This window comes from Devosia alba, assembly GCF_039938915.1.
Classification (GTDB): Bacteria; Pseudomonadota; Alphaproteobacteria; order Rhizobiales; family Devosiaceae; genus Devosia; species Devosia alba.
Genome location: NZ_JBDUUI010000010.1, coordinates 100,594 through 124,889 on the forward strand (window position 1 = coordinate 100,594; position 24,296 = coordinate 124,889).

Genomic DNA, 24,296 nt, shown 5'->3' on the forward strand with positions numbered 1-24,296 from the left:
CAGACAATGGTACGCAAGTATTTTGGCACCGACGGCATCCGCGGGCTGGCCAATGGCCCCAAGCTGACCCCCGAACTGGCGCTCAAGGTGGGAATGGCCGCCGGCAAGAAATTTGTGCGCGGCGATCATCGCAACCGCGTCGTCATCGGCAAGGATACGCGCCGCTCGGGCTATATGATCGAGCAGGCGCTGACCGCCGGCTTTACCGCCGTCGGCATGGATGTCTATCTGCTCGGGCCGATGCCGACGCCTGCCGTGGCCATGCTGACCCGTTCGCTGCGCGCCGATCTGGGGGTGATGATTTCAGCCTCGCACAACCCGTTCGAAGACAATGGCATCAAGCTGTTCCGCCCCGATGGCTACAAGTTGAGCGACCAGATCGAGCTGGAGATCGAGCGCCTGATCGACAGTGACATGTCCGATACGCTGGCACATGGCCGCGATATCGGCCGGGCACATCGCGATGAGGAAGCGCGCACGCGCTATATCGAATACGCCAAGCGCACCCTGCCGCGGAACACCGACCTGGCCGGGCTGCGCGTGGTGCTCGATTGCGCCAATGGCGCCGCCTACAAGGTTGCCCCGATTGCCCTGTGGGAACTGGGGGCGGAAGTGTTCACCATTGGCGACAAGCCCGATGGTTTCAACATCAACGACAAGGTCGGCTCGACCGCGCCTGAAGCGGTGGCTGCCAAGGTCCGGGAAATGCGGGCCGATGTGGGCATTGCGCTGGATGGCGACGCCGACCGCGTCATCATCGTGGACGAGAAGGGCAATGTGGTCGACGGCGACCAGTTCATGGCGGTGATTGCCGAAAGCTGGCTGCAGCGCGAGGTGCTGATGGGCGGCGGCATCGTGGCCACCGTGATGTCCAATCTGGGGCTGGAGCGCTATCTGGGCTCGCTGGGGCTGACGCTGGAGCGCACCCAGGTGGGTGATCGCTATGTGCTTGAGGCCATGCGCGCCAAGGGCTTCAATGTTGGTGGCGAACAGTCCGGCCATATCATCCTGTCAGATTTCACCACCACCGGCGATGGCCTGGTCGCGGCGCTGCAATTGCTGGCCGTGCTCAAGGCGCAGGATCGCCCCGTCTCGGAAATTTGCTCGCGTTTCACCAAGGTGCCGCAATTGCTGCGCAGCGTGAAGTTCAAGTCGGGCAAGCCGCTGGAGCACAAGCTGGTCATCGCCGCGATTGCCGATGGGCAGGCCATGCTGGGCGCCGGCGGGCGGTTGGTTGTGCGGGCTTCGGGCACCGAGCCGGTGATCCGGGTCATGGGTGAGTGCGATGATGCCGGTCTGGTTTCAACGGTCGTTGGACAAATCGAGGCAGCTATTCGCGAGGTTGCCTGAAGTCGTTGTCATTGAAATGTTTTGGTAACACTTGTTAATGATGTAATAATGCAATCCTGATATCGAGTAGTTCGGTAAGGTTAAGTGCTTAGGTTAAGTCACATTTAAGGAAGTTGCTCGATATTGTCGGGGAACCCACTTTTGTCGTGGCACTCAAAGGACACTTAATCATGCGCAAGCTCATTGCTGCGATCATGGTGGCAGGAGCCGCACTTGTCGGCGGCCAAGCCATCGCCGCTGATTTTCCGTATTATCCACCGGTGATCGAAATCCCCGATGTCGATTATGGCGTTGAGGGCTCGTTCTATCTGCGCGGCAGCGCTGCGGGCAACCTGCTCTGGTCGCGCAACCAGCAGTTCTATTGTCCGCCAGCCACGGGTGGCGGTTGCGGTGCTGCCGGCACCGTCGTCACCGAGACCGCGTCTGAAAACGGTTATGGATACAGCCTGGGTGCGGGCTTTGGCTACGAGACCGGCGACGGCCTGCGCGCCGACGTCACCGTCGACTACCTGCACAATTCGGGCCTCGCCAATGATCGTGGGCAGAAGCTCACCATGCGTACCGGTATTGCCCTTGCCAACCTGTACTATGATTTCGGCTTCGGCGATGTCGGCTCCGCACAGGGTGGACCAGGTGCCTATGTGGGCGCCGGCTTCGGCGGTGCGTATAATTACCTCGAGAGCCGTGGTCCCTGGACGGGCTACGATCCCGACGGTGGTTCCTTCTCGAGCGCCGCTGCGCTGATGGCCGGCGTCACCTACGATATGGGCTCGATTGTTGCCGACCTGGGCTATCGCATGATCTACATGCCGCAACTCAGCAATGGCAGCAACGCTCTCGGCAAGCCCCAGGGGCCGTACTTCATCAACGACAATTTCATCCACGAAGTGCGCGGCACGCTGCGCTATCGCTTCAACTAGGCAGGGTCAGGCGGACCGCCACGACGGCTCGCCGCTGATCCACGATCAAGCCGGCACCCCATGGGTGCCGGTTTTTTGTTGTCGTGGCGGTCGACAGCACGCCTTCCCCAGTGCACTGCTCGGGAGATGGAGGAGGACGCAATGAAAATTCTGGTCATCGGTGCTGCGGGCATGGTGGGACGCAAGCTGGTTACGGCGCTGCTGTCGGCGGGGACGCTTGGTGGTCGAGCCATCTCTGCCATCACGCTGGCGGATGTGGTTGCGCCAGCCGCGCCGGGCGGCGCGATTCCCTGCCCATTGGTCGCGGCCGATTTGTCGGTCGAGGGTGTTGCAGCGGCTCTGGTGGCGGATCGACCGGACCTGATCTTTCATCTGGCGGCAATTGTCTCGGGCGAGGCGGAAGCCGATTTCGAGAAGGGCTACCGGATCAATCTGGATGGGACGCGGCAATTGCTTGAGGCGGTCCGCCTGGCGGGGCAGCGCGCGCCCTATTGCCCGCGTCTGGTGTTCACCTCCTCCATCGCGGTGTTCGGCGAGCCGCTGCCCGCGCTGATCGGAGACCACCACGAGCACACCCCGCTCACCAGCTACGGCACGCAGAAGGCGATTTGCGAACTCCTGCTGGCCGACTATTCACGTCGCGGGTTCGTCGATGGCATCGGCATCCGGCTGCCGACCATTGCGGTGCGGCCCGGCAAGCCGAACAAGGCGGCGTCGGGGTTCTTCTCGGGGATCATTCGCGAACCCTTGGTGGGGCTTGAAGCGGTGTTGCCGGTCGCCGACACGGTGCGGCACTGGTTTGCCAGTCCGCGCGCTGCTGCCGGTTTTCTGCTGCATGCGGCTACATTGGACACGGCAAAGCTGGGCCATCAGCGCAATCTGTCCATGCCGGGCCTGGCGGTGACGGTCGGCGAGCAGATTGCAGCGCTTGAGCGTGTGGCGGGGCCACAGGCCGTGGCGCTGATCCGGCTGATACCGGACCCGGTGATTGCCGGGATCGTGGCCGGCTGGCCCAAGGCCTTCGCGGCCACTCGGGCGCGTGCGCTGGGGTTCAAGGGTGACACCAGCTTCGAGGAGATCATCCAGATCCATATTGCGGACGAACTGGGGGGCCGCATTGGCGGCCAGCACACATCAATGTGAACTGCCGGCGCGTCGCGGATCGAGGTTGGTGCTACCGGCCGCATCAGCGATCCAGCGATTGTCGTATTATCGGGGTAACCGATAACGGGTTGTGATTGGGGCTGGAAAATGCCCCAATTCGCCCGCACCAGTCCACCCCAATGCTGCGCGTATCAGTTGACTGCAAAGGGCAGGCTCTATGTCGGAAGTCAAAATTCGTTCTCCCTTGCTGGCCGCCGGCGCCATTCTGCTCAGCGTTGCCCTGCTGATAACGGGCAATGGCTTGCAGGTCATGCTGTTGCCCATCCGGGGCGGCATGGAGGGCTTTTCGGCGTTTCAGGTCGGCTTGCTGGGCTCGGGCTACTTCTTTGGTTTCGTTCTGGGCTGCGCCTTCTCGCCACTCCTGATCATAAGGGCGGGGCATATCCGAACCTTTGCGGCCCTGGTGTCGATCGCGTCGGCAGCTGCGCTTGGCTACCCGCTGGCCGTCGATCCCCTGACCTGGGTGCTGCTGCGCATGATTACCGGCTTCTGTCTGGCCGGGCTCTATCTGGTGGTGGAAAGCTGGCTCAATGACCAGGCGACCAATGAAACACGTGGCGCTTTGATCTCGACCTATGTGACGGTCAATTTCACCGTCATCACCCTGGGCCAGATGATGGTGACACTGGTGAGGCCGGATTCGTTTGTGCTGTTCTCGATAGCCTCCGTACTGGTGTCGCTGGCAGCAGTACCCATCGTCATGACGCGCTCGAGCCAGCCGCCGCCGGTCACCATTGTGCGGTTTCGGCCCAGGCACATGTTCCAGCTGTCGCCCACCGGTACGGTGTCGATCTTTCTGGTCGGGGTGGCGACCGGCTCGTTCTGGTCGCTGGGGCCCAGCTATGCCAATGCGGCGAGCGGCAATGTGACCGACGCCGCGCTGTTCATGAGCGCCGCCGTGATGGGTGGCGCTGTGCTGCAATGGCCGGCCGGCAAGATCTCCGACACGATTGACCGCCGCCTGGTGATGATCGGGCTGGCGCTGCTCTCGGCGGTGATCGGGGCGGTGATTGTGGTCATGCCGCATGTGACCTGGCTCTGGCTGACACTCGGCTTTGCCTTTGGCGCGGGCCTGCTGCCGGCCTATGCCATTGTGTCGTCGCACGTGTTCGACTTTGCCGACCGCTCGGACTATGTGGAGATTTCTGCCGGCCTGCTGCTGCTCAATGGCCTGGGCTCAACGGTGGGTCCGGTGCTCACGTCGCTGACCATAGAACTGTTCGGGCCGGGCGGCATGTTCATCACCAATGGCGTGGTGATGATCGCCCTGATCGGCTTTGTGGCCGAGCGCCTGCGCCGCCGCGAAGGGCTGCCCGAGGCAGAAAAAGAGCACTTCGATCTGGGTACTGCCGGCGCCGTTTCGGTGGTGGGCGATGAAGAGGCCGTCCAGCTCAGCGATCTGGTGGTGCAGGAGCCGGCCGCCTGAGGGCGGTCACGCCTCAGGGTTTGTCAGGGTCGGGGCGGTCGCGCTCGGGCACATCATCGTCATAGAGGATGCGCTCGGCCGCGCCGTCGAGGTCGTCATACTGACCATCGCGCAGCGTCCACAAGAAGATGACGAGGCCGGCGGCCCCCAGCACGACCGAAATGGGAATGAGGAAGAAGAAATCGCTCATGTCGTCACCGCAGGCGTGCGGACCCTTCGCAGCGGCCGGCGCAGGCTGGCATAGCCGCCCCAGCCCAGCCGCAGCGCGTTGAGCACGACGACCAGCGAGGATGCCGACATGGCGATGGCGGCCATGAACGGATTGACCAGGCCGGCAACGGCGATGGGCAGGGCAATCAGGTTGTAGAGCACCGAGAGGGCCAGGTTCTGCTTTACCAGCCACCCGGCATCGCGGGCTACCGCCAGCGCCAGGGGAATGGCTGACAGATCATCGTGCAGGAAGACGAAGTCGGCGGCGCTGCGGCCGACATCGGCGGCGCTGGAAGGGGCCATCGAGACATGGGCGGCAGCCAGCGCCGGCGCGTCATTGAGGCCATCGCCCACCATCAGCGTCTTGTGGCCCTGGGCGGCGAGCGCGGCGATGCGGTCGGTCTTGCCGCCGGGCAGGATGGCACTGGCATGGCGGGCAATGCCAAGCGCATTGGCAATGGCGGCCACCGGTGCTTCGCGGTCACCCGAGACAATCTCCAGGTCCAGGTGGCGCTCCTGCAGCGCGGCGACAGCACGGCGTGCGCCGGGCCGCAGGGTATCGCTGAAGGCAAATGGCGCGAGCAGGCTGCCATTGCGGCTCAGCACCGTGCCGCTGCTGCCCTTGGCGTCATCGAGCGCCCAGGCGGCGCGGCCGAGGCGATAGACAGCGCCATCAAGCGTGCCCTCGACCCCGAGGCCGGGATGTTCGGAGACTGTGGCGAAGGCAATGCCAGTGGCCTGTGCTGCGCCGGCCCGGGCGATGGCCTGGGAATAGGGATGGCGGGAATAGCTGGCCAGTGCCGCCGCTTGCCCCAGCACGTCCGGAGAAACACCATCCAGATCGAGCACTTGCGGGGCGCCGTGCGTCAGCGTGCCGGTCTTGTCAAAGACGATGGTGTCGATTTCGGCCAGCCGTTCCAGCGCCGAGCCATCCTTCAGCATGATGCCGGCATCAAACAGCCGCCTCGCCGCCACGACCTGCACCATGGGCACGGCCAGACCCAAGGCGCAGGGGCAGGTTATGATCAGCACGGCGATGGCCACGGTGACGGCATTGTGGACGTCGCCATTCAGCGCCATCCAGCCGACAAAGGCGGCCAATGCCGCCAGATGCACCACCGGTGAATAGAGCTCGGCGGCGCGATCAGCGATGCGACGATAGCGGTTGCGGCCGCTTTCGGCCGCCTCCATCAGGCGCACCATCTGGGCGAGCGTCGAATCCTGTTCGGCGGCCTGGGCGCTGATGGTCAGCGGTCCGGTCAGATTGAGCGTGCCCGCCTCAAGCACCATGCCCGGCGCAGCAGCCACCGGCAGGGCCTCGCCATTGATCAGGCTGCGGTCGAGATCGGACATGCCCTCGAGCACAAGGGCGTCGACCGGCACGCGTTCGCCGGCCGCCAGCAATATGGTCATGCCGGGGGTGATTTCGCGCAGCGGCAGATACTCGCGACTGCCGTCCTCGGCCAGCACCAGCGCGCCGCGCGGGGCCAGCTTGACCAGGCCCTTGACGGCGGTGCGGGCGCGTTCGCGCATCATGTGGTCGAGCGTGCGGCCGATCAGCAGAAAGAAGATCAGCGACACGACCGCGTCGAAATACACCTGCTCGCCGCTATGGACAGTGTCATAAAAGCTCAGCGCAAAGGCCAGCGCAACGCCGATGGTGATTGGCACATCCATATTGGTGCGGCCGTGCCGCACCGCATTCCAGGCCGAGCTGTAAAACGGGCGACCGGAATAGAGCAGGGCGGGCAGGGCCAGGCCCGCGCAGATCCAGTGCAGAATGTCGCGGGTGGCGGGGTCGGCGCCGGCCCAGACCGAGCCGGACAGCATCATGATGTTCATCGAGACAAAGGCGGCCACTGCCAGCGCCCGGATCAGGGCGGGCAGGGTGCGGTCCTGCTGCGCGTCGAGGGTTTCAAACAGGTTGGACGGATAGCCCAGATCGGTCAATGTCTTGACGATGGGGGGCGGCGTGGCGTCGGCGCGCCAGCGTATGGCAACCCGCTTGGTCGACAGATTGACCCGCGCGGACACCACGTCATCGAGCGCGCCGAGGGCTTTTTCGATGCTGCGAATGCAACCGCCGCAATGGATCGAGGGCACGGACAGATCGGTCTGTCGCAGGCCCTCGCCAATGTCCCGGCTGGCCAGGCGCAATTCATCATCGCTGGGGCCATGCTGGATCGGACCTGCCACGGCCTCGACGAATGCCGGCGGTGGCAGGCAGCAGGTCATGTTCTATTCTCGAACGGCGGCGTAGGCATGCCAGGTGGCATGACCAAGCAGGGGGAAGATGATGATCAGGCCCACCAGCGCAGTGCCCACGCCAATAGCAGTGAGGATCAGCACGATGGCGGCCCAGAGCAGGGCGGCGGGCATATTGTTCCACACCAGCGACATTGACAGGCCCATGGCCGAAAAGGCGTCCAGGCGGCGGTCGAGCATCATGGGGATCGAGAAGGCGCTGATGCCAAAGGCGAAAGCCGCGAACAGACCGCCGATGGCCGTGCCGGTCAGCATCAAGGAAATGCCGGTGGGGGTGGTGAGCAGCATGTTGACCAGGTCGTCGGCGCCGGGAAATGGCCGCACGCCGAAGAACAGCGCATAAAGGAGTACCGCTGCGCGCATCCAGACCAGCATCAGCATCAGCAGGATGGTGCCAACATAGAGCAGATGGGTACCGCCGCCACGTCCAGGGAACACCATGTTCCAGAAGCTGACATGCTCACCGGCCTCGAGCCGGCGGCTCTTTTCATAAAGACCCGTGGCCAGCAGGGGCCCCACCACGAGAAACCCCGCCAGGGCGGGAAACAGGATCTGGACCCAGCCAAATGTCACCATGGCGCCGATGGTCAGCAGCGACAGCAGGGCAATGCCCACCCCATAGAGCAGGCTGGGCAGCGGGCGGTCCCACAGATCACGCCAGCCCAGCGCCAGCCACTGCAGCGCGGCGGTGGCGGGCAGGTGGCGATTGTGATCGACCTCCCTGGGCAGTGCCGGAACGGTATCGGGAATGGGAAGCAGGGTCTTGGCCATGAAGCGATCCGATTTCGTTAAGTTCAGCAGGCCGATTTGGCGGCTCGATAGGTGCCGTTCTCGCCAGCGTCCTGGAGATGGGTGATGCAGTCGGGCTGCGAGGAAAAGGCCACATAGACCAGGTGTGCATTGGCCGCCAACAGAACGGCAACGATCACCACGGCCGCGATCACCACCATGCGTCTTGTGCCGCGCGGGCGGGTGTCGACGTCATGGAGGTGAGCGGGGTGGTGAGCGGGCGCTGTCATGGCGTGCCGGCTCGCAGATCAAGGACATAGAGCGCCAGCAGCTTGATCTCGGTGGGCGACAGCCGCCCTTCCCAGCTTGGCATGACGCCCGTGCGGCCGGCATAGACAGACTGGCGAATGGCGGCGCGGTCGCTGCCATAGGTCCAGAACTCGTCGGTCAGATCGGGCGCACCGGTATCGGTCATGCCCTTGGCCGTCTCGCCATGGCAGGCGGCGCAATTGTCGGCAAAAATGGTCGCGCCGGCCGCCAGAATGTCCGGGGCGGTAGCGGCGGCCACATCAGGCTGGGAGAGGGCCTGCACATAGGTAACGACGGTGTTGATGTCGGCGGTGTCGAGCATCTGGTCGCGGCCAAACGCCAGCATTTGGGCAAAGCGCGTGTCGGGACTGGAGCCGTTAATGCCCACGCTTATGGTCTCGGCGACGATTTCGGGATCATCCCCCCACATCAGGGGGGCGTGCACCAGATTGGGGAAGCCGGGATTGCCCAGCGCATTGGTGCCGTGGCAGGCAGCGCAATTGTCGCCAAACAGGGCCTGGCCGGTCTCGCGCACGATATTCATCAGGGGCTCGTCGGCCTGAATGGCGGCAAAATCCTCGGCGTCGATCCGGCTGGTCCAGGTTGCCCGGTCCATCTGCGCCTGTTGCACGATCTGGGCGATCTGGGTTCGCTGGTCAACGCCCAGCAGCCCGCGGAAATAGCCATTGATGCCGGGCCAACTCGGATTCAATACGGTCCAGGTCACTGCAAACAAAGTGGCCACAAGCAGGAAGACCCAGATCGCCCGGGGCACCGGTGTGTTGAGTTCCTTGATACCGTTCCATTCGTGCCCGGTGGTCATCTGCCCCGAGAACTTGTCGCGTTCACCTAGCGCCATGGACGGTCCTCCTCGTCGCTGATGGGCATTTTGGCGGCTTCATCAAAGCCCTTCTTGTTGGCAGGCCAATAGGTCCACACCAGCGCAATCACGCTGAGGGTGATGAGATAGAACAGGCCGAACGACTTGGAAAAGCCGACGACGGTGTCGTGATCGAACGGCATCTATTCGGCCTCCGCCAGGTTGGGTTGGTGCGCCGCATTGGTGAGGTTGCCAAGCACCTGCAGATAGGCAACCAGCGCATCCATGTCGGTGACCCGATCGGGAACGCCATCAAAAGTGCGGACATTGGTGGCCTCGCCATAGCGCTCGAAAACCCCGTCGGCACTGGGGGTGTCGGGATTGGCCTGGCCAAAGGCGTCCAGCGTGGCATTGGCGATCTGCTCATCGGTATAGGGCACACCAACAGCCCGCAATGCCGCCAGGTGCTGACCCAGATCGTCGGTCCGCAGCGTGTCGCGCAGCAGCCAGCGATAGGCCGGCATCTTGGACTCGGGCACCACATCGCGCGGATTGTTCAGGTGCAGGGTCTGCCAGTCATCGGAGTACTTGTTGCCCACGCGCGCCAGATCGGGCCCGGTGCGCTTGGAGCCCCACAGCATGGGATGGTCGTAGCTGCTTTCCACGGCCAGCGAATAGGGGCCGTAGCGTTCGACTTCGTCGCGCAGCGTGCGGATCATCTGGCTATGGCAAGCATAGCATCCTTCGCGGATATAGATGTTGCGTCCAGCCACTTCGAGCGGGGTATAGACCCGCATGTCGGGGGCCTGTTCCACGGTTTCGTCGATGGTGAACAGCGGCGCGATTTCGACCAGGCCGCCGATCGAGGCAACCACGATGATAAACGCGACCAGGCCGATAGCGCTGCGTTCCAGATTGTAGTGAAGGCCGAACATCAGTCTATTCTCCGGCTTGCAGTGCGGGGGTGTCGAGAGCGACCTCGTCGGGTGCCGTCGCGGGCATCCGAATGGTCATCCAGACGTTGTACAGAGCGACCGATGCACCAAGCAGGAACAGCAGACCACCAAAGGCACGGGCGATATAGTAGGGGTGCATTTCCACCAGGCTATCGACGAAGGAATAGCTCAGCGTGCCGCTCTCGGTATAGGTGCGCCACATCAGGCCCTGAATGACCCCCGAGTTCCACATCGCAAAGACGTAGACAATGGTGCCCGACAGGGCGAGCCAGAAATGCACCTCCACCAGCTTGTTGGAGTACATGGCCGGCTTCTTCCACATGGTTGGCACCAGGGCATAGATTGAGCCAAAGGTGATCATGGCAACCCAGCCGAGCGCGCCGGCATGAACGTGACCCACGGTCCAGTCGGTATAATGCGACAGCGAGTTGACGGCCCGGATGGCCATGAACGAGCCTTCGAACGTGGTGATGCCGTAAAAGATCGCGGCGAGCGTCATGAAGCGCAGCACGGCGTCGTCACGCACCTTGTGCCAGGCGCCGTTGAGGGTCATCAGGGCGTTGCCGGCCGAGGCCCAGCTTGGCACCAGCAACACGACCGAAAAGGCCATGCCCAGCGTCTGCACCCAATGGGGCAGGGCGGTGTAGTGCAGGTGGTGCGAACCAGCCCACATATACATGAAGGTGATGCCCCAGAAGCTGATGATCGACAGGCGATAGGAGTAGATGGGACGACCGGCCCGCTTGGGCAGGTAATAGTACATCATGCCCAGGAAGCCGGCGGTCAGGAAGAAGGCCACGGCGTTGTGGCCGTACCACCATTGGGTCATCGCATCCTGCACGCCCGAGAACAGCGAATAGGATTTGGCGCTGCCGAACGATACCGGCACGGCCAGATTGTTGACGATATGCAGCATGGCCACGACCAGGATGAAGGCCATGTAATACCAGTTGGCCACATAGATATGGGGCTCCTTGCGGCGGGCCAGCGTGCGCATGTAGATCGCGAAATAGGTGACCCAGACAATGACCAGCCAGATATCGGCATACCATTCGGGTTCGGCATATTCCTTCGATTGGGTCAGGCCCATCAGATAGCCGCTGGCGGCAATCACGCAGAACAGATTGTAGCCCAGCAGCACGAACCAGGGACTGATCTGGTCGGGCAGGCGAGCGCGGGTGGTGCGCTGCAGAACGTGGAATGAGGTGGCGATCAGGGCGTTGCCGCCAAAGCCGAAGATCACGCCGCTGGTGTGAACCGGCCGCAGACGACCAAAGCTGGCCCAGGCCGCGTCAAAGGTCATTTCAGGCCAGGCGAGCAGGGAAGCAACCCAGAACCCGACCCCCATGCCGATCACGCCCCATATCAGGGTGAGGACGATGCCGACCCTTGTGGGGGCGTCATAATACTCATTGAGCCGCTCATCGCTGGGCTCGGGTGCATCCTTGTTGCTCATCACGGCGAAAAAGCCGATCAGGCCCGCGGCCGCCACGATCCAGCCATGGATGCCAATCAGGTCATTACGACCGGCAATCGCCATGGCCAGTCCGACAATGCCCAATCCACCAAGGATCAGCATTGCCCAGAGCCGCTCGGCTCGCGTCAGATCTGCAATCATACTTGTTTGCCTCATTCCAGGTGCAGGCAAACTAGCCCATCCGGGGTCGACATGCAGGATAAAAAACGCGCTGTCCTTGATCTGGCGCAAAGACACCCTATGCACGGGCCGCGAATCGCGATTTTGCTGTCGGCCAGCTTTGAATTCGTTGTCGGATTTTGGTGCGACGAACGCATAATCCTATTTTCTGCGGACAGATAGGATTGCTGGCTGTCGATCACGACCGAAAGGTGGCCCAGGAAGTCTTGCCCGCCGACCTGGGTTCTTCGCCGACGTCCATTTGCTGGAGATTGCCGCGGTGTCAGTGGCAGCGCCGTTTCTGCGGACTGGATCTGGTCTTTCTGAAGCGGCCTCAGTCAACATCGACGCTCTCGATGGCTGTCACAGTGAGTGTGAGCGGGCTCATGGCGCCCCGACGGGCATCTCTCGGTTCCCAGTACTGGTAAGCGGCCGCTGGATCTGCCTGCCCGGACTTCCAACAGAGGTTCGGGTTAGAGCGATAGATCAGACTATCTCCAAGCTGTGAGCTGCAGATCCAATCACGTTGGCTTATTGGTTTGCCAAGCGCATTTTTGTCACGACCGTGAAAAGGCTGCGAACGGGTTCTTGTGGAACAACTGTACGACGGTATCAGAAGTAACACCTGAGCGCTTCAACAGGGGCAGCAGTTCCGTATTCACCACGGTATACGGCTTAGGCACACCGCCGTTTGGCTGAGCTGGATCGTACCATCCACGGTCGTGGCTTACCAGCAAGTGATTGCCCAGCCCTGCGTCGAGCGCGCGCATAATCAGCGCGGCGCTCTCCTCGACAGGAACGGCGCCGATGTTGTCATACTCGATCCAAGCTCCACGAGCCGCGATAGCTTTGTGCAAGGCAAAATCTGGCTCGGCATGAGTGTGGATTGACAAGAAGCGTTCCGGCGAACCGCCCTCTTCTTCTATGATATCGAGCTGGTCCATGACAACAGACCCGCGGATGGTGTGGCTGCCGATCAGGGCTCCAGTCTTTTTCGAAGCTTGGGTTGCTGCTCGTAGAATTCTGGTCTCCAGAGGCGTAATGCCGTCATCCCCGGCGCTGATCTTGATCCATCCGGCTCGAAAGCCTGTCGCCTCGATCTCTGTATCGAGCTCGTCTACCATCCACTGGTACAATGCCTCTTGGCTGGCATCACGAACCCACGCCGGGATCCAGGGCTCCCGGTAAATCCCGGTCGGCACCACAATAGGAAAATTGGCTGCGATGCTGACCGCCAGATCGAGATCCGCCCGGCGGCCCACGCCACCAGTAGAGCACTCCACCAGCGCGGTGACGCCGAGGGCCTTGATTGCCTCGATCTGAGGGACCATCAGGGAGACGACGCTTTCCGTTTCTGCTTCGGCGTACCCCGGCTGGTCCGGCGTCCTGAGATCCACGAACACATGCTCGTGCGGGAGGATCATGCCCAAACGGTCCGCCGGCAACTTGCCCAAGGTGGTATAGAGATAGCGCATTGAAGCCTCAGGTTTGGTGTGAATGAATGTTCTGGAGGGCCGGACCAATCCGAATGGCATCTCGCCGATTCAATTCCAGCATCTTCGCCATTTCCGCATGCGCCAGAGCGCCGTTCCGGGATTTGATAGCCTGCGCGACGCGGATATGACCTTCCTTGGAGACCGGCTCGGTGACGCGTTCCAGGACGCTGAACTCATAGGATATGCGCAGCATGGTAACGAAAAGCTGTCGCATCTGACGCAGCATGCCGTTGCCGGTGGCGTCAAGAATCGTGGCGTGGAAACGGCAGTCGGCGGCAAACATGGCCTGCACGTCGTCCTGCTCCGGATGCAACGCCAGGGCGGCCTCGAGAATGGTGTCGATCTGATCGGCCGTTGCCCGTTCGGCCGCTAGTGCCGCTGCGGCAGGTTCCAGTATGATGCGCAACTCGGTAGTTTCGGCGAACATGACCGCCAGGCGGGGGTGCCCATGTTCGTGCCACGAAACCACATCCGCATCGAGCAGGTTCCACTCCTCGACGGCTCGGACCCGGGTGCCGTAGCGCCGCGCTGTCCGCACCAACCCTTTTCCCGACAGGACCTTAATGGCATCGCGGACGGTGGCTCGGCTGACTTCGAGGGATTCGGCCAGCTCAGGCTCTGTCGGCATCGTTTGCCCCGGGAGGTAGGCGTCGTTTGCGATCCTTCTTCCAAGGATGTCTACCGCCCGTTTAGCTGCCCCGTTCGGCAGTGCGTCACCCGGCATGACCGGTAACTGCAGGGTTCTTGTCTGGGCAATCAACATCCGACAGATCTCATTTTGGTTCTTACATATGATGTAAAGACATGCAATGTCTCTACCTGCACTGATCAGTCCAGTCGAACGTGACGGTGCAGGGAGAACTTTGCATAGATGCTTGCCAAGCCGAAAGGGTCAACAGGCCCGAGCGGAATGTCTCGGGCCGGAAATCCGGCTTCGAGATGAAAATCACCGCCATCGAAACACTCGTCGTCAACGCCATCCATCGCAACTGGATCTTCGTCAAGGTCCTGACGGACCAGGACGGCCTGCACGGCTGGGGTGAAGCGACACTGGAGTGGAAGACCAAGGCCGTCTCGGGTGCTGTCGATGATCTCAGCGGCTTCGTCATCGGCGAGGACCCGCACCGCATCGAACACATCGTCCAGAAGATGCGCCGGTTCAGTTTCTGGCCACTGGGGTCAATCGGGCTGACTGCGCTCTCGGGTATCGAACAGGCGCTCTGGGACATCAAGGGGAAAGCACTGGGCGTTCCAGTCTGGCAGTTGTTGGGCGGACGGGTCCGTGATCGCGTTCGCGTCTATACCCATCTATTGCAGGCCCGTCAGGACCGGTTGGTCGACCACCGTGACATCAGCGCGTTTTGCGATGCCGTTCAGGAAACCGTCGAGCTGGGGTATTCAGCGGTCAAGCTCGGCTTGGTCCCATACTCGGGATACGACGCGCCGCTGCCTGCCGTACGGCATGTCGAAAAGCTGTCCAATGCCATTCGGGAACGGGTCGGCACGACAGTGGACATCATGACCGATTTCCATGGCCGGCCCGATTCCGTGCATGCCGCCAAGGCGTTCATCGACGTCATAGCCCCGATCCGGCCCATGTTCGTCGAGGAGCCTATCCAGCCGGGCGACGCGGAAGGTCTCGCGCAGCTGTCGCGCATGGTCGACTGCCCCTTGGCCACCGGCGAGCGGCTCCTGACAATTCAGGAATATGCCGAACTCGCCAGGTTACGAGCGGTCACCTATGTGCAACCCGATCTGGCCCATTGCGGCGGAATAAGCGGTGGCCGCAGGATCGCTGCGATCGCCGAGGCCGCGTCGATGGGGATCATGCCGCACAATCCAATGGGGCCGATAGCGGGAGCCGTTTCCCTGCAATTTGCCGCGGCCACGCCGAACTTTGTCATCCAGGAAGAAGCCGTAGGCCTGGCACCCTGGTTCGGTGAGATCTGCCAGAACGACCTGTTCGGTCTGACGGACGGTTGCTGGTCAATCCCGGAAGCGCCCGGACTGGGCATCGAAATCGACGAGCGAGCGGCATCTCGACACCCCTATGCGCCCGAAATCATTCCAGCACTCGACGCGATCCTGCCCGATGGCCGCATCGCCAACTGGTAGCCATGTTTCAACTCCGGGGCCATCCGGAGCACTGACCATATTCAAGTTCGAATGGATTTATCATGCACAAAATCGGAATAGGTATCGTCGGCCTGGGCAACATCTCGGCCGCGTACCTGAAAGCCGCCCAGAATTTTCCCGTGCTCGACATCCGGGCAGTAGCCGATCTCAACCCTGAAGCTGCCAAAGCAAGGGCTGCCGAGTTCGGCCTGCGGGATGTCGCCATCGACGACATTTTCTCCGACCCCTCGGTCGACATCATTCTCAACCTGACGATTCCACGCGCTCACGTGGAGGTTGGCCTGCGGGCAGTCGATGCGGGCAAGCACGTCTATTCAGAAAAAACCGCTCGGCGTGACCTTCCCGGAAGGAAAGCGATTGGTCGAGGCGGCATCTGCAAAGGGCGTCCGCGTCGGGTCCGCACCAGACACCTGTCTCGGTGGCTCCCACCAGACTGCTCGTCATGCAGTGGACAGCGGCGTGCTCGGACAGATCGTTGGCGGAACCGCATACTTCATGTGTCCGGGCCACGAGCGTTGGCATCCCAATCCAGCATTCTACTATGATCAGGGTGGCGGCCCCATGCTGGACATGGGGCCGTATTACATCACCGATCTGGTCAATCTTCTGGGCCCGGTCAAACAAGTGCTCGGCGTTGCGACCATGCTGCGCTCTACCCGCACCATTACGGCCAAGGAGCGGGCCGGCGAGATCATTCCGGTTCATGTTCCGACCCATGTCGCCGGCACGCTGATTTTCGCCAGCGGCGCCGTCGTGCAAATGAGCATGAGCTTCGACGTGGCCGGCCACAAGCATCTGCCGCTCGAGATCTACGGGACGGACGGTTCGCTGATCGTTCCTGACCCGAACCATTTCGGCGGTCAGGTCGAACTGCTTGAAAAGGGCGGAGAGTGGACGAACGTTCCGACTGACCATCCTTATTGGGACGGCAACTTCCGCTCGATCGGGCTAGCCGATATGGCGGCGGCGCTCGTCAGCGGGCGGGCCCATCGCTGCAATGGCCAACTCGCCTTGCACGTCCTCGAGGTCATGGAAGCGTTCGGCACATCGCAAGAAACGGGCGCGGCCGTCACCATGACCACCACAGTCGATCGGCCGGCGCCACTCTCGACATCCCTGTCGAACGGCCAATTGACCTAACCGCGCCGCTCGCGCCTTACAGCAACAGGAAAACACATGCGCCAGGCACTTATCGTTTGGGGAGGCTGGGAAGGCCATGAGCCGCGCCAGGGTGCGGAGATCATCCGTGCCTTCCTCCAGGAGGATGGTTTCGACGTCCGCCTCGAGAACACGACCCGGGCTTTCGCCGATCCTGCCATCAGGAACTACAGCCTGATTGTGCCCATCTTCACCATGAGCAAGATCGAAAAGGACGAGGTCAGCAATCTGGAAGCGGCTGTTCGGGGTGGCGTGGGGCTGGCTGGCTATCATGGCGGGATGGGCGATGCCTTTCGCGAGGCCGTGGACTATCAGTTCATGGTCGGTGGCCAGTGGGTGGCCCATCCCGGCATCATTGACTACCAGGTCGATGTCACACGGCCCGATGATCCGGTGATGGCGGGGATCGAGAGTTTCCCCTACCGCTCGGAGCAATATTACATGCACGTCGACCCCAGCAATGAAGTGCTGGCGACGACCACCTTCACCGCAGAGCACGCTTCCTGGATCGATGGTGTCGTCATGCCCGTCGTGTGGAAGCGTCGACACGGAACCGGGAGGGTCTTCTATTCGTCGCTCGGCCATGTCGCCAGCGAGTTCGCGGTACCGCAGATGAGCACCATCCTGCGGCGTGGCATGAACTGGGCAGCACGGTAGCAGTCGGCCTCGATCTTTACGTATGATTTAGACTTGACTTACGTTCCTCAAGGACGCAGATTTTCGTTACGGGGCGTAGACCCTGGGAGGAGAATGCACATGTCTGGAATTTTTGGCCGCCTTGCGCGGCAGCGGGCGCTTTTTGCCCTCGGCACGGTGGCCATGCTCACCGCCATCGTTCCCGCAAACGCCCAAACCACCATTAAATGGCTGCATCTGGAGGCCAATCCCGATCGCCTCGCGACCTGGGAGGACATTGCCGCCGCCTACGAGGAGGCCAATCCCGACGTCACCATCGAGTTCCAGTTCCTGGAAAACGAGGCCTTCAAGGCCAAGCTGCCCACCCTGCTGCAGTCCAACGAAGCGCCCTCGATGTTCTATACCTGGGGCGGCGGCGTGCTCAAGGCGCAGTCCGAAACCGGCGCTATTCGCGATCTGACGGCAGCCATGGATGCCGATGGCGGCGCCTGGCGCAATGCCGTCAGCCCGGCGGCGGTCGATGGCCTGTCCATCGATGGCAAGGTCTGGGCCGGGCCCCAGCAATCGGGCCTGGTCTCGTTCTTCTACAATAAGGCCCTGTTCGAGGAGGCCGGCGTCGACGCCACGGCCATTACCACCTGGGATGAGTATCTGGGCGCGGTGAGCGCGCTGAAGGAAGCCGGCATTACCCCGATCGCTGGCGGTGGCGGCGACAAGTGGCCGATCCACTTCTTCTGGAGCTACCTGGCCATGCGCGAACTGGGCCAGGATGGCTTTGCCGCCGCCAAGGCCGGTGAAGGCTTCCAGGGCGAGGGCTTCCTGCGCGCCAGCCAGAAGCTGGCCGATCTGGGGGCGCTAGAGCCCTTCCAGGATGGCTATCTCGGCGCCAGCTGGCCCGATACCCAGGCCGTCTTCGCCGACGGCCGGGCGGCCATGATGCTGGCCTTTGAAAATACGGCAACGCCATCGAACCAGGCCAATGCCGCCACCGATGGCAAGGGTCTGGCCTCCGACAATATCGGCCGCTTTGCCTTCCCCGTGGTCGAGGGTGGCGCCGGCCTGATCACCGACGATTTCGGCGGTCTCAATGGCTGGGTCGTGACCACCAACGCCCCGCCCGAAACCGAGGATTTCATCCACTTCCTGACCATCGAGAATGCCAGCGTGCTGGCCGAGCGCAACAGCACTCTGCCGACCGCCCTGGGTTCGGACGCCAGCGTCAAGGATCCCAGCCTGGCCGATAGTGCCGCCCAGATGGCCAAGGCCACCTGGCACCAGAACTATCTCGATCAGGATCTCGGTCCCAATGTCGGGCGCGTGGTCAATGACATGTCGGTCGAACTGGTCTCGGGCGGCGTGACGCCTGAAGAGGCGCTGCAGCAGATCCAGGACGCCTTCTCCATGGAGATGTAAGCGTGGCGGGCGGTCCGGATTGGGCCGCCCGTCCTTGTCTCCGGCGTGAAGGACGTGTCTCATGAGCCAGCTTGCTTCATCCGCATTGAGCCTGCCCACCGGCAAAACACGCATGCGCCGACGCGGCGTTGGCAATCGGGGCAAATGGCCCGTCATCGTACTGTTCCTGCCGCCCGCTCTGCTGCTGTTCACCCTCTTCGTCATCCTGCCAATGGGGGAGGCGGCCTGGTATTCCTTCTTCAATTGGAATGGTTACGGTCTGCCCGACCAATGGGTCGGCTGGAAGAATTACGAGTTGATCTTCCGTCAGAGCGCCTTTCGCAATGCCCTGGTCAATAACGGCCTCATCATCGTCGTCTCGATCTGCATTCAGATCCCGCTGGCCCTCTGGCTGGCCACCATGGTCACCAAGCATATCAAGGGCGCGCTGGTTTTCCGGCTGATCTTCTTTCTGCCCTATGTGCTGGCCGATGTCGCCGCGGGCATGATCTGGCGCTTCGTCTATGATGGCGAATTCGGCCTCGTCGCCAATGTCGCGCGCTTTTTCGGCCAGGCCCCGCCCTTCTGGCTGGCCGACAAGGACGTGGCCTTCTATGCGGTGCTGGCCGTCATCGTCTGGAAATATTTCGGCTTCCACATGATGCTGTTCATTGCCGGCCTGCAGGCCATCGACAAGAGCGTGCTTGAGGCCGCCGATATCGACGGCGCCACCGGCTGGCAGAAATTCACCCGTGTTACCCTGCCGCTGCTGGGCTCCACGGTGCGTCTATCGGTGTTTTTCGCCGTCGTCGGGTCACTGCAGCTGTTCGACATGATCATGCCGCTGACCGGGGGCGGCCCGTCCAACTCCACCCAGACCCTCGTCACCTTCCTCTACAGCTTCGGCGTCATGCGCATGCAGGTCGGCTTCGGCTCCGCCGTCGGCGTGGTGCTCTTCATCATCTGCGTCACCCTGGCCTTCAGCTACAAGCGGGTATTCATGAAAAATGACTGACACCGCCACCCCCATCGACGCCGCCATCGCCCCCTCCAGCGGCCGCAGTCTCGGCATCAAGACCAAGACCTATCTCTATGCGGCCCTGCTTATCGTCGCCGCGGTGGTCCTTGTGCCGCTGCTCACCACCGCTTTGGGCGGCTTCAAGACCCTGGGCGACCTGCGCGGCAATGCCTTCGGCCTGCCGCAGACCTGGATGGTCTCGAACTATACCGATATCCTGTTCAGCCAGCGCTACTGGCTGCAAATGGGCAATTCCCTGCTGATCGCCGGGCTCACTGTCTTTCTCGTGCTGACCCTGGCCGCCATGGCCGCCTTCGTCTTCGCCCATGTCCGCTTTTTCGGCTCGGATCACCTGCTCAACTATTTTCTGATCGGGCTGATGTTCCCCGCCGCCACGGCCATCCTGCCGCTTTTCATCCGCATCCGCGATCTGGGCCTGCTCGATACCTATTGGGGCGTCGTGCTGCCCCAGGTCGCCTTTGGCCTGGGCATGAGTATTCTGCTGTTCCGAAACTATTTCCGCGGCATGCCGTCCGAACTGTTCGACGCCGCCTTTGTCGATGGCGCCGGCTATTTCCGCTTTTTCTGGCACATCACCCTGCCGCTCAGCCGGCCCATCATTGCCACGGTGGGCATCATCACCTTTGTCGGCAGCTGGAACAGCTACATCCTGCCGCTGATCATGCTGAACTCGGAATCCAAATATCCCTGGCCGCTCGGCATCATGGTCTATCGCGGCGAGTTCAGCACCGATTGGCAGCTGATCCTGGCCTTCATCACCCTGACCATTGCGCCCACCGTCATCGTCTTCTTTGCTGCGCAAAAGCATATCATTGCCGGCCTCACCGCCGGCGCCGTAAAATAATGGGAGCCCTGCATGGCCGGTCTTGAGCTGCGGAATATCGCCAAGAGCTACGGTGCCGTTTCGGTTATCGAAGGCGTCAGCCTTACCGTGGCAGACGGTGAGTTCGTCGCCCTGGTAGGGCCTTCGGGGTGCGGCAAGTCTACCATCCTGCGGATGATAGCAGGGCTCGAAGACATCAGTGGGGGCGAGATCGTCATCGGCAGCGAAGTGGTCAATGACCTTACGCCCAAGGAACGCAACATCGCCATGGTGTTCCAGAGCTACGCGCTCTACCCGCACATGAGCGTCTACCGCAACATGGCCTTCAACCTTGAACTCGCCGGCAAGCCCCGGGACGAGATCGACAGGCGGGTGCAGGCAGCGGCCACCATGCTGGAGCTCGGGCCCTTGCTGGAGCGCAAGCCGAGCCAGCTCTCGGGCGGGCAGCGCCAGCGCGTGGCCATGGGCCGGGCGGTCGTCCGCAATCCTTCCGTGTTCCTGTTCGACGAACCGCTGTCCAATTTGGATGCCAAGCTGCGTGTCCAGATGCGATCCGAGATCAAGCAGTTGCACAACAAGGTCGGTGTCACCTCGGTCTACGTCACACACGATCAGGTCGAGGCCATGACGCTGGCAGACCGGGTCGTCGTACTGAACCGGGGAGTGATCCAGCAGTCCGGTTCCCCGATGCAGCTCTACCGTGAGCCCGCCAACACTTTCGTGGCAGGGTTTATCGGCTCGCCGGCGATGAACTTGTTTGATGCAACGATCGTCAACGGAACCGCGAGAACGGCATCTGGGGAGGCTTTTGTCTTCGAGGGAGCGGGAAAATCAACCGAAGGACAATCGGTCACGGTGGGTGTTCGACCGGAACACTTTCTACGAACCGGCCAGGGAAGCAGTCTCACCGGGCGGATCAGTACAATCGAGCCGACCGGCGGACAGACCTTTGTGACGGTGTCCATAGCAGGCCAGCCGATTGTCGTGACAGTAAGCGGCGACGACAATGTCAGTCCTGGCGATGAACTGACGCTCTTCACTACGCCGCGCCAGGTATACGTCTTCGATGCCGCGAGTGGTCAACGTATCAGCGAGAACGCCCACCTGAGAGCATGATGCCTGTCGGAAACACTACGGCTGCTTTCGGGATTGTCCATCTGGATTGATGCTTCGAGCGGCGCGGCCTTAGCCGACAGGACACGATGAGAGTTTATTGTTTTAGCCTGATCTATCTTGCGCTCGGCGATGATCGCGGCACGTCACACCGCTGGGGCCAGCCTTTGTGCGGCTCGATAGGCCAATGGGGTCATGCCCCGACGCCGACGGAAAGTCTTGGCGAGGTAATTGGCCTCTGCAAATCCGGTTGCTGCGGCGATGGCGACAACGCTCATATCGGTAGCCAGCAGCAGGCGCTCAATGCGGTCAATGCGGCGGGCCAGCACAAAATCTGACGGTGCGCTGCCAGTGGCGTGGCTGAACTGGCGCACAAAGTGCGCGCGGCTCATTTCCGCGATCATGGCCAGGCGCTCGACCTGCAAGGGCCGCGCCAGATTGGCCTCGATATGGCTCACGACGCGGGCAATGGCCGCCGGCAGCGCCTGAGCCGGGGCCGTATTGGCGACAAAAACGCCATCATGCAGCGCAGCCATGGCCGCATAGGTGGCGCTGGAGGCCTCGCCGGGGGTGATGTCGCGGCGGTCGATCAAGGTCAGGCAAGCCGCGGCAAGCCGGTCGATCACCGCCGCGGGCAAGGTGGAAACAGGGCCCGCGGCGTCAATGATCTCGCGCGCCAGCCGCAGCGCCTCGCGGCCATTGAGGACCATCCAGAAATATTGCCAGTGCTGGCCCCGCTCAAGCCAGTAGCGATGCGCATGCGGCAGGCTGAGCACCATGGTCTGACCCGGCGTCAACCGAAACTGGGTGCCGGCATAGTCAAGTCGGCCTTCGCCCTCCAGCGTGTGCTGAATGACAATAAAGGGCGCATCGCCGCGTTGCTGGCCATCCCAGGAATAGACTTCATTGATGCGCTGTTCGTAGCCGGCGCCAATGGCCATGCAGTGCAGCGGCGCAGCGCTTCTGGGCAGGTTGAGCCCGCGCACCTTGTGACCATGGTCGATGAGTTGACTGAGCACAAAATTACCCTCTAGCGCACAAGCTTTCTCTATCACTCATCTGCTCGTCAACGCTACCAATATGGGAGTAAATTCTTCTAACCTGTCGTATCGGATCGGATCCCATGTCATTCAAAGTTACCGTCATCGGTGCCGGCTCTATCGGCTTCACCAAGACGCTTATTTCGGACCTGCTCAAGGTGCCCGAGTTTGTCGATTGCGAGTTTGCGCTGACCGACATCAATCCGCACAACCTCGATATGGTCAAACAGGTCATCGAGACCATTGTCTCGGTCAATAGTCTGCCGGCCAAGGTCACCGCGACGACCGATCGTCGGGCCGCCATTACCGGTGCGCGTTACATCATGAGCTGTGTGCGGGTTGGCGGGCTGGAAGCGTTTTCGACCGACATTTCCATTCCGCTCAAATACGGCGTTGACCAGTGCGTGGGCGATACGATCTGCGCGGGTGGCATTCTCTATGGCCAACGCAACATCCCGGTAATCCTTGATTTCTGCAAGGACATCAGGGAAGTAGCCGAGCCGGGTGCGCTGTTTCTCAATTACGCCAACCCCATGGCGATGAATACCTGGGCGGCCGAGATGTATGGCGGGGTCAATGTCGTGGGCCTGTGCCACGGTGTGCAGCACGGCGCCAGCCAGATCGCCAATGTGCTGGGCGTTCGTGATGACGAGCTCGACTATGTCTGTTCCGGCATCAACCACCAGACCTGGTATATCGATATCCGCGCCAAGGGTCGCAAGATCGAAGCCGACGAGTTGATCGCCGGCTTTGAGGCACACCCGGTCTATTCCAAGCAGGAGAAGGTGCGCATCGACGTGCTCAAGCGCTTCGGGGTCTATTCCACCGAGTCCAACGGGCATTTGAGCGAATACCTGCCCTGGTATCGCAAGCGTCCCGACGAGATCAATCGCTGGATCGACATGAGCGACTGGATCCACGGCGAAACCGGCGGCTATCTGCGCTACTCCACCGAGCGTCGTAACTGGTTCGAGACCGATTTCCCGATGTTCAAGGAGCAGGCGAACAAGCCCCTGAGTGAGCACAAGCGGACCAGCGAGCACGCCAGCCACATCATCGAGGCCATGGAAACCGGGCGGGTCTATCGCGGTCATTTCAACCGCCGCAACAATGGTATCATCACCAATCTGCCAGACGATGCGATCATCGAAAGCCCCGGCTATGTCGATCGCTTCGGCATCAACATGATCGAGGGCATCACCTTGCCAACAGCCTGCGCCGCCACCTGTTCGGTATCGGTCTCGGTACAGCGCCTGTCAGTGGAAGCCGCCATGACCGGCAACATCGACACGCTCAAGCTGGCCGTGCTGCACGATCCACTGGTTGGCGCCATCTGCACACCCGACGAAGTCTGGGCCATGGTCGATGAAATGGTGGTCGCCCAGGCCCAGTGGCTGCCCCAATTTGTTGACGCCATACCTGGCGCCAAGGCGCGCATGGCCAAGTCTACGGTCAAGACCCGCGATTGGCAGGGAGCTGCCCGCAAACAGGTGCGCTCGGTCGAAGAATTGCGCGAAGTGGTCGGTGGGCATCACTAGGGTTTATTTGTGCTCCTTAAGCACCGGGGCGTCCCAATCGGGGCGCCCGCATCGTTTTTGAACGACCTGCTCCGGAATTCAGAGATATTGGCTGCCAACATCCACCTTCGCTTGCTGGCGCCAAGCTGACCGCCTAACTT

At 61.9% G+C, this 24,296-nt stretch carries 22 protein-coding genes and 1 pseudogene; 12 read left to right on the top strand and 11 right to left on the bottom strand.

What is annotated here, in order from left to right; all coding sequences use genetic code 11:
- Positions 1-6 precede the first annotated feature (6 nt).
- The 4 genes from glmM to ABFY71_RS14830 all read left to right on the top strand — a co-directional run bounded on the left by glmM (position 7) and on the right by ABFY71_RS14830 (position 4,860).
- Positions 7-1,350, top strand: coding sequence for a phosphoglucosamine mutase (gene glmM / locus ABFY71_RS14815; RefSeq protein WP_347946767.1), 1,344 nt, complete (start codon positions 7-9; stop codon positions 1,348-1,350).
- A gap of 170 nt (positions 1,351-1,520) precedes the next feature.
- A complete protein-coding gene (locus ABFY71_RS14820; RefSeq protein WP_347946768.1) occupies positions 1,521-2,270 on the top strand; it encodes an outer membrane protein in 750 nt (249 codons plus the stop codon).
- 141 nt (positions 2,271-2,411) lie between these two features.
- Positions 2,412-3,413, top strand: coding sequence for a D-erythronate dehydrogenase (gene denD, locus ABFY71_RS14825; RefSeq protein WP_347946769.1), 1,002 nt, complete (start codon positions 2,412-2,414; stop codon positions 3,411-3,413).
- A 178-nt stretch (positions 3,414-3,591) separates the two neighbouring features.
- Positions 3,592-4,860, top strand: coding sequence for an MFS transporter (locus ABFY71_RS14830; protein ID WP_347946770.1), 1,269 nt, complete (start codon positions 3,592-3,594; stop codon positions 4,858-4,860).
- A 13-nt stretch (positions 4,861-4,873) separates the two neighbouring features.
- Here the strand turns inward: ABFY71_RS14830 and ccoS are convergent, their stop codons facing one another.
- The 10 genes from ccoS to ABFY71_RS14880 all read right to left on the bottom strand — a co-directional run bounded on the left by ccoS (position 4,874) and on the right by ABFY71_RS14880 (position 14,044).
- On the bottom strand, positions 4,874-5,050 hold the full coding sequence (ccoS, locus tag ABFY71_RS14835; RefSeq protein WP_305581309.1) for a cbb3-type cytochrome oxidase assembly protein CcoS: 177 nt from the start codon (positions 5,048-5,050) through the stop codon (positions 4,874-4,876).
- Complete coding sequence (locus ABFY71_RS14840) at positions 5,047-7,305, bottom strand: heavy metal translocating P-type ATPase (protein WP_347946771.1); 2,259 nt, start codon at positions 7,303-7,305, stop codon at positions 5,047-5,049. The genes ccoS and ABFY71_RS14840 overlap by 4 nt, the downstream gene beginning before the upstream one ends.
- A 3-nt stretch (positions 7,306-7,308) precedes the next feature.
- On the bottom strand, positions 7,309-8,106 hold the full coding sequence (locus tag ABFY71_RS14845) for a DUF2189 domain-containing protein (RefSeq protein ID WP_347946772.1): 798 nt from the start codon (positions 8,104-8,106) through the stop codon (positions 7,309-7,311).
- A 23-nt stretch (positions 8,107-8,129) separates the two neighbouring features.
- The gene (locus tag ABFY71_RS14850; RefSeq protein ID WP_347946773.1) at positions 8,130-8,354 is read right to left on the bottom strand and encodes a hypothetical protein; all 225 of its coding nucleotides are present in this window, start codon (positions 8,352-8,354) and stop codon (positions 8,130-8,132) included.
- Positions 8,351-9,232 (bottom strand): cytochrome-c oxidase, cbb3-type subunit III, encoded by an 882-nt coding sequence (gene ccoP, locus ABFY71_RS14855; RefSeq protein ID WP_347946774.1) that lies wholly within the window; start codon positions 9,230-9,232, stop codon positions 8,351-8,353. The genes ABFY71_RS14850 and ccoP overlap by 4 nt, the downstream gene beginning before the upstream one ends.
- Complete coding sequence (locus ABFY71_RS14860) at positions 9,223-9,396, bottom strand: cbb3-type cytochrome c oxidase subunit 3 (protein WP_305581300.1); 174 nt, start codon at positions 9,394-9,396, stop codon at positions 9,223-9,225. The genes ccoP and ABFY71_RS14860 overlap by 10 nt, the downstream gene beginning before the upstream one ends.
- Positions 9,397-10,128 (bottom strand): cytochrome-c oxidase, cbb3-type subunit II, encoded by a 732-nt coding sequence (gene ccoO, locus ABFY71_RS14865; protein ID WP_305581298.1) that lies wholly within the window; start codon positions 10,126-10,128, stop codon positions 9,397-9,399.
- Positions 10,129-10,132: 4 nt separating this feature from the next.
- Positions 10,133-11,767, bottom strand: coding sequence for a cytochrome-c oxidase, cbb3-type subunit I (gene ccoN / locus ABFY71_RS14870; RefSeq protein WP_305581296.1), 1,635 nt, complete (start codon positions 11,765-11,767; stop codon positions 10,133-10,135).
- Between the two features lie 575 nt (positions 11,768-12,342).
- Positions 12,343-13,260 carry a phosphotriesterase family protein gene (locus tag ABFY71_RS14875; RefSeq protein WP_347946775.1) on the bottom strand — a complete coding sequence of 306 codons (918 nt, stop codon included), beginning with the start codon at positions 13,258-13,260 and terminating at the stop codon, positions 12,343-12,345.
- Between the two features lie 7 nt (positions 13,261-13,267).
- A complete protein-coding gene (locus tag ABFY71_RS14880) occupies positions 13,268-14,044 on the bottom strand; it encodes a FadR/GntR family transcriptional regulator (RefSeq protein WP_305582707.1) in 777 nt (258 codons plus the stop codon).
- A 176-nt stretch (positions 14,045-14,220) separates the two neighbouring features.
- Here ABFY71_RS14880 and dgoD point away from each other — a divergent pair, with 176 nt between their 5' ends.
- From dgoD to ABFY71_RS14915, 7 genes and pseudogenes are all read left to right on the top strand, one after another.
- Positions 14,221-15,396, top strand: coding sequence for a galactonate dehydratase (gene dgoD, locus ABFY71_RS14885; protein ID WP_347946776.1), 1,176 nt, complete (start codon positions 14,221-14,223; stop codon positions 15,394-15,396).
- Positions 15,397-15,458: 62 nt separating this feature from the next.
- Positions 15,459-16,557 (top strand): annotated as a pseudogene (locus tag ABFY71_RS14890) (Gfo/Idh/MocA family protein).
- Between the two features lie 36 nt (positions 16,558-16,593).
- Positions 16,594-17,232, top strand: a complete 639-nt coding sequence (locus tag ABFY71_RS14895; protein WP_347946777.1) for a ThuA domain-containing protein — start codon at positions 16,594-16,596, stop codon at positions 17,230-17,232.
- Positions 17,233-17,331: 99 nt separating this feature from the next.
- Positions 17,332-18,624, top strand: a complete 1,293-nt coding sequence (locus ABFY71_RS14900) for an extracellular solute-binding protein (protein WP_347946778.1) — start codon at positions 17,332-17,334, stop codon at positions 18,622-18,624.
- Between the two features lie 112 nt (positions 18,625-18,736).
- Positions 18,737-19,618 (top strand): carbohydrate ABC transporter permease, encoded by an 882-nt coding sequence (locus ABFY71_RS14905; RefSeq protein WP_305582711.1) that lies wholly within the window; start codon positions 18,737-18,739, stop codon positions 19,616-19,618.
- Positions 19,611-20,486, top strand: a complete 876-nt coding sequence (locus tag ABFY71_RS14910; protein WP_347946779.1) for a carbohydrate ABC transporter permease — start codon at positions 19,611-19,613, stop codon at positions 20,484-20,486. Before ABFY71_RS14905 ends, ABFY71_RS14910 begins: the two co-directional genes overlap by 8 nt.
- A 12-nt stretch (positions 20,487-20,498) precedes the next feature.
- Complete coding sequence (locus ABFY71_RS14915; protein ID WP_347946780.1) at positions 20,499-21,581, top strand: ABC transporter ATP-binding protein; 1,083 nt, start codon at positions 20,499-20,501, stop codon at positions 21,579-21,581.
- 143 nt (positions 21,582-21,724) lie between these two features.
- Here the strand turns inward: ABFY71_RS14915 and ABFY71_RS14920 are convergent, their stop codons facing one another.
- Positions 21,725-22,597: an AraC family transcriptional regulator gene (locus ABFY71_RS14920; RefSeq protein WP_347946781.1), complete on the bottom strand. Its 873-nt coding sequence runs from the start codon at positions 22,595-22,597 to the stop codon at positions 21,725-21,727.
- Between the two features lie 104 nt (positions 22,598-22,701).
- Here ABFY71_RS14920 and melA point away from each other — a divergent pair, with 104 nt between their 5' ends.
- Positions 22,702-24,156, top strand: coding sequence for an alpha-glucosidase/alpha-galactosidase (gene melA / locus ABFY71_RS14925; protein ID WP_347946782.1), 1,455 nt, complete (start codon positions 22,702-22,704; stop codon positions 24,154-24,156).
- Positions 24,157-24,296: the final 140 nt, after the last annotated feature.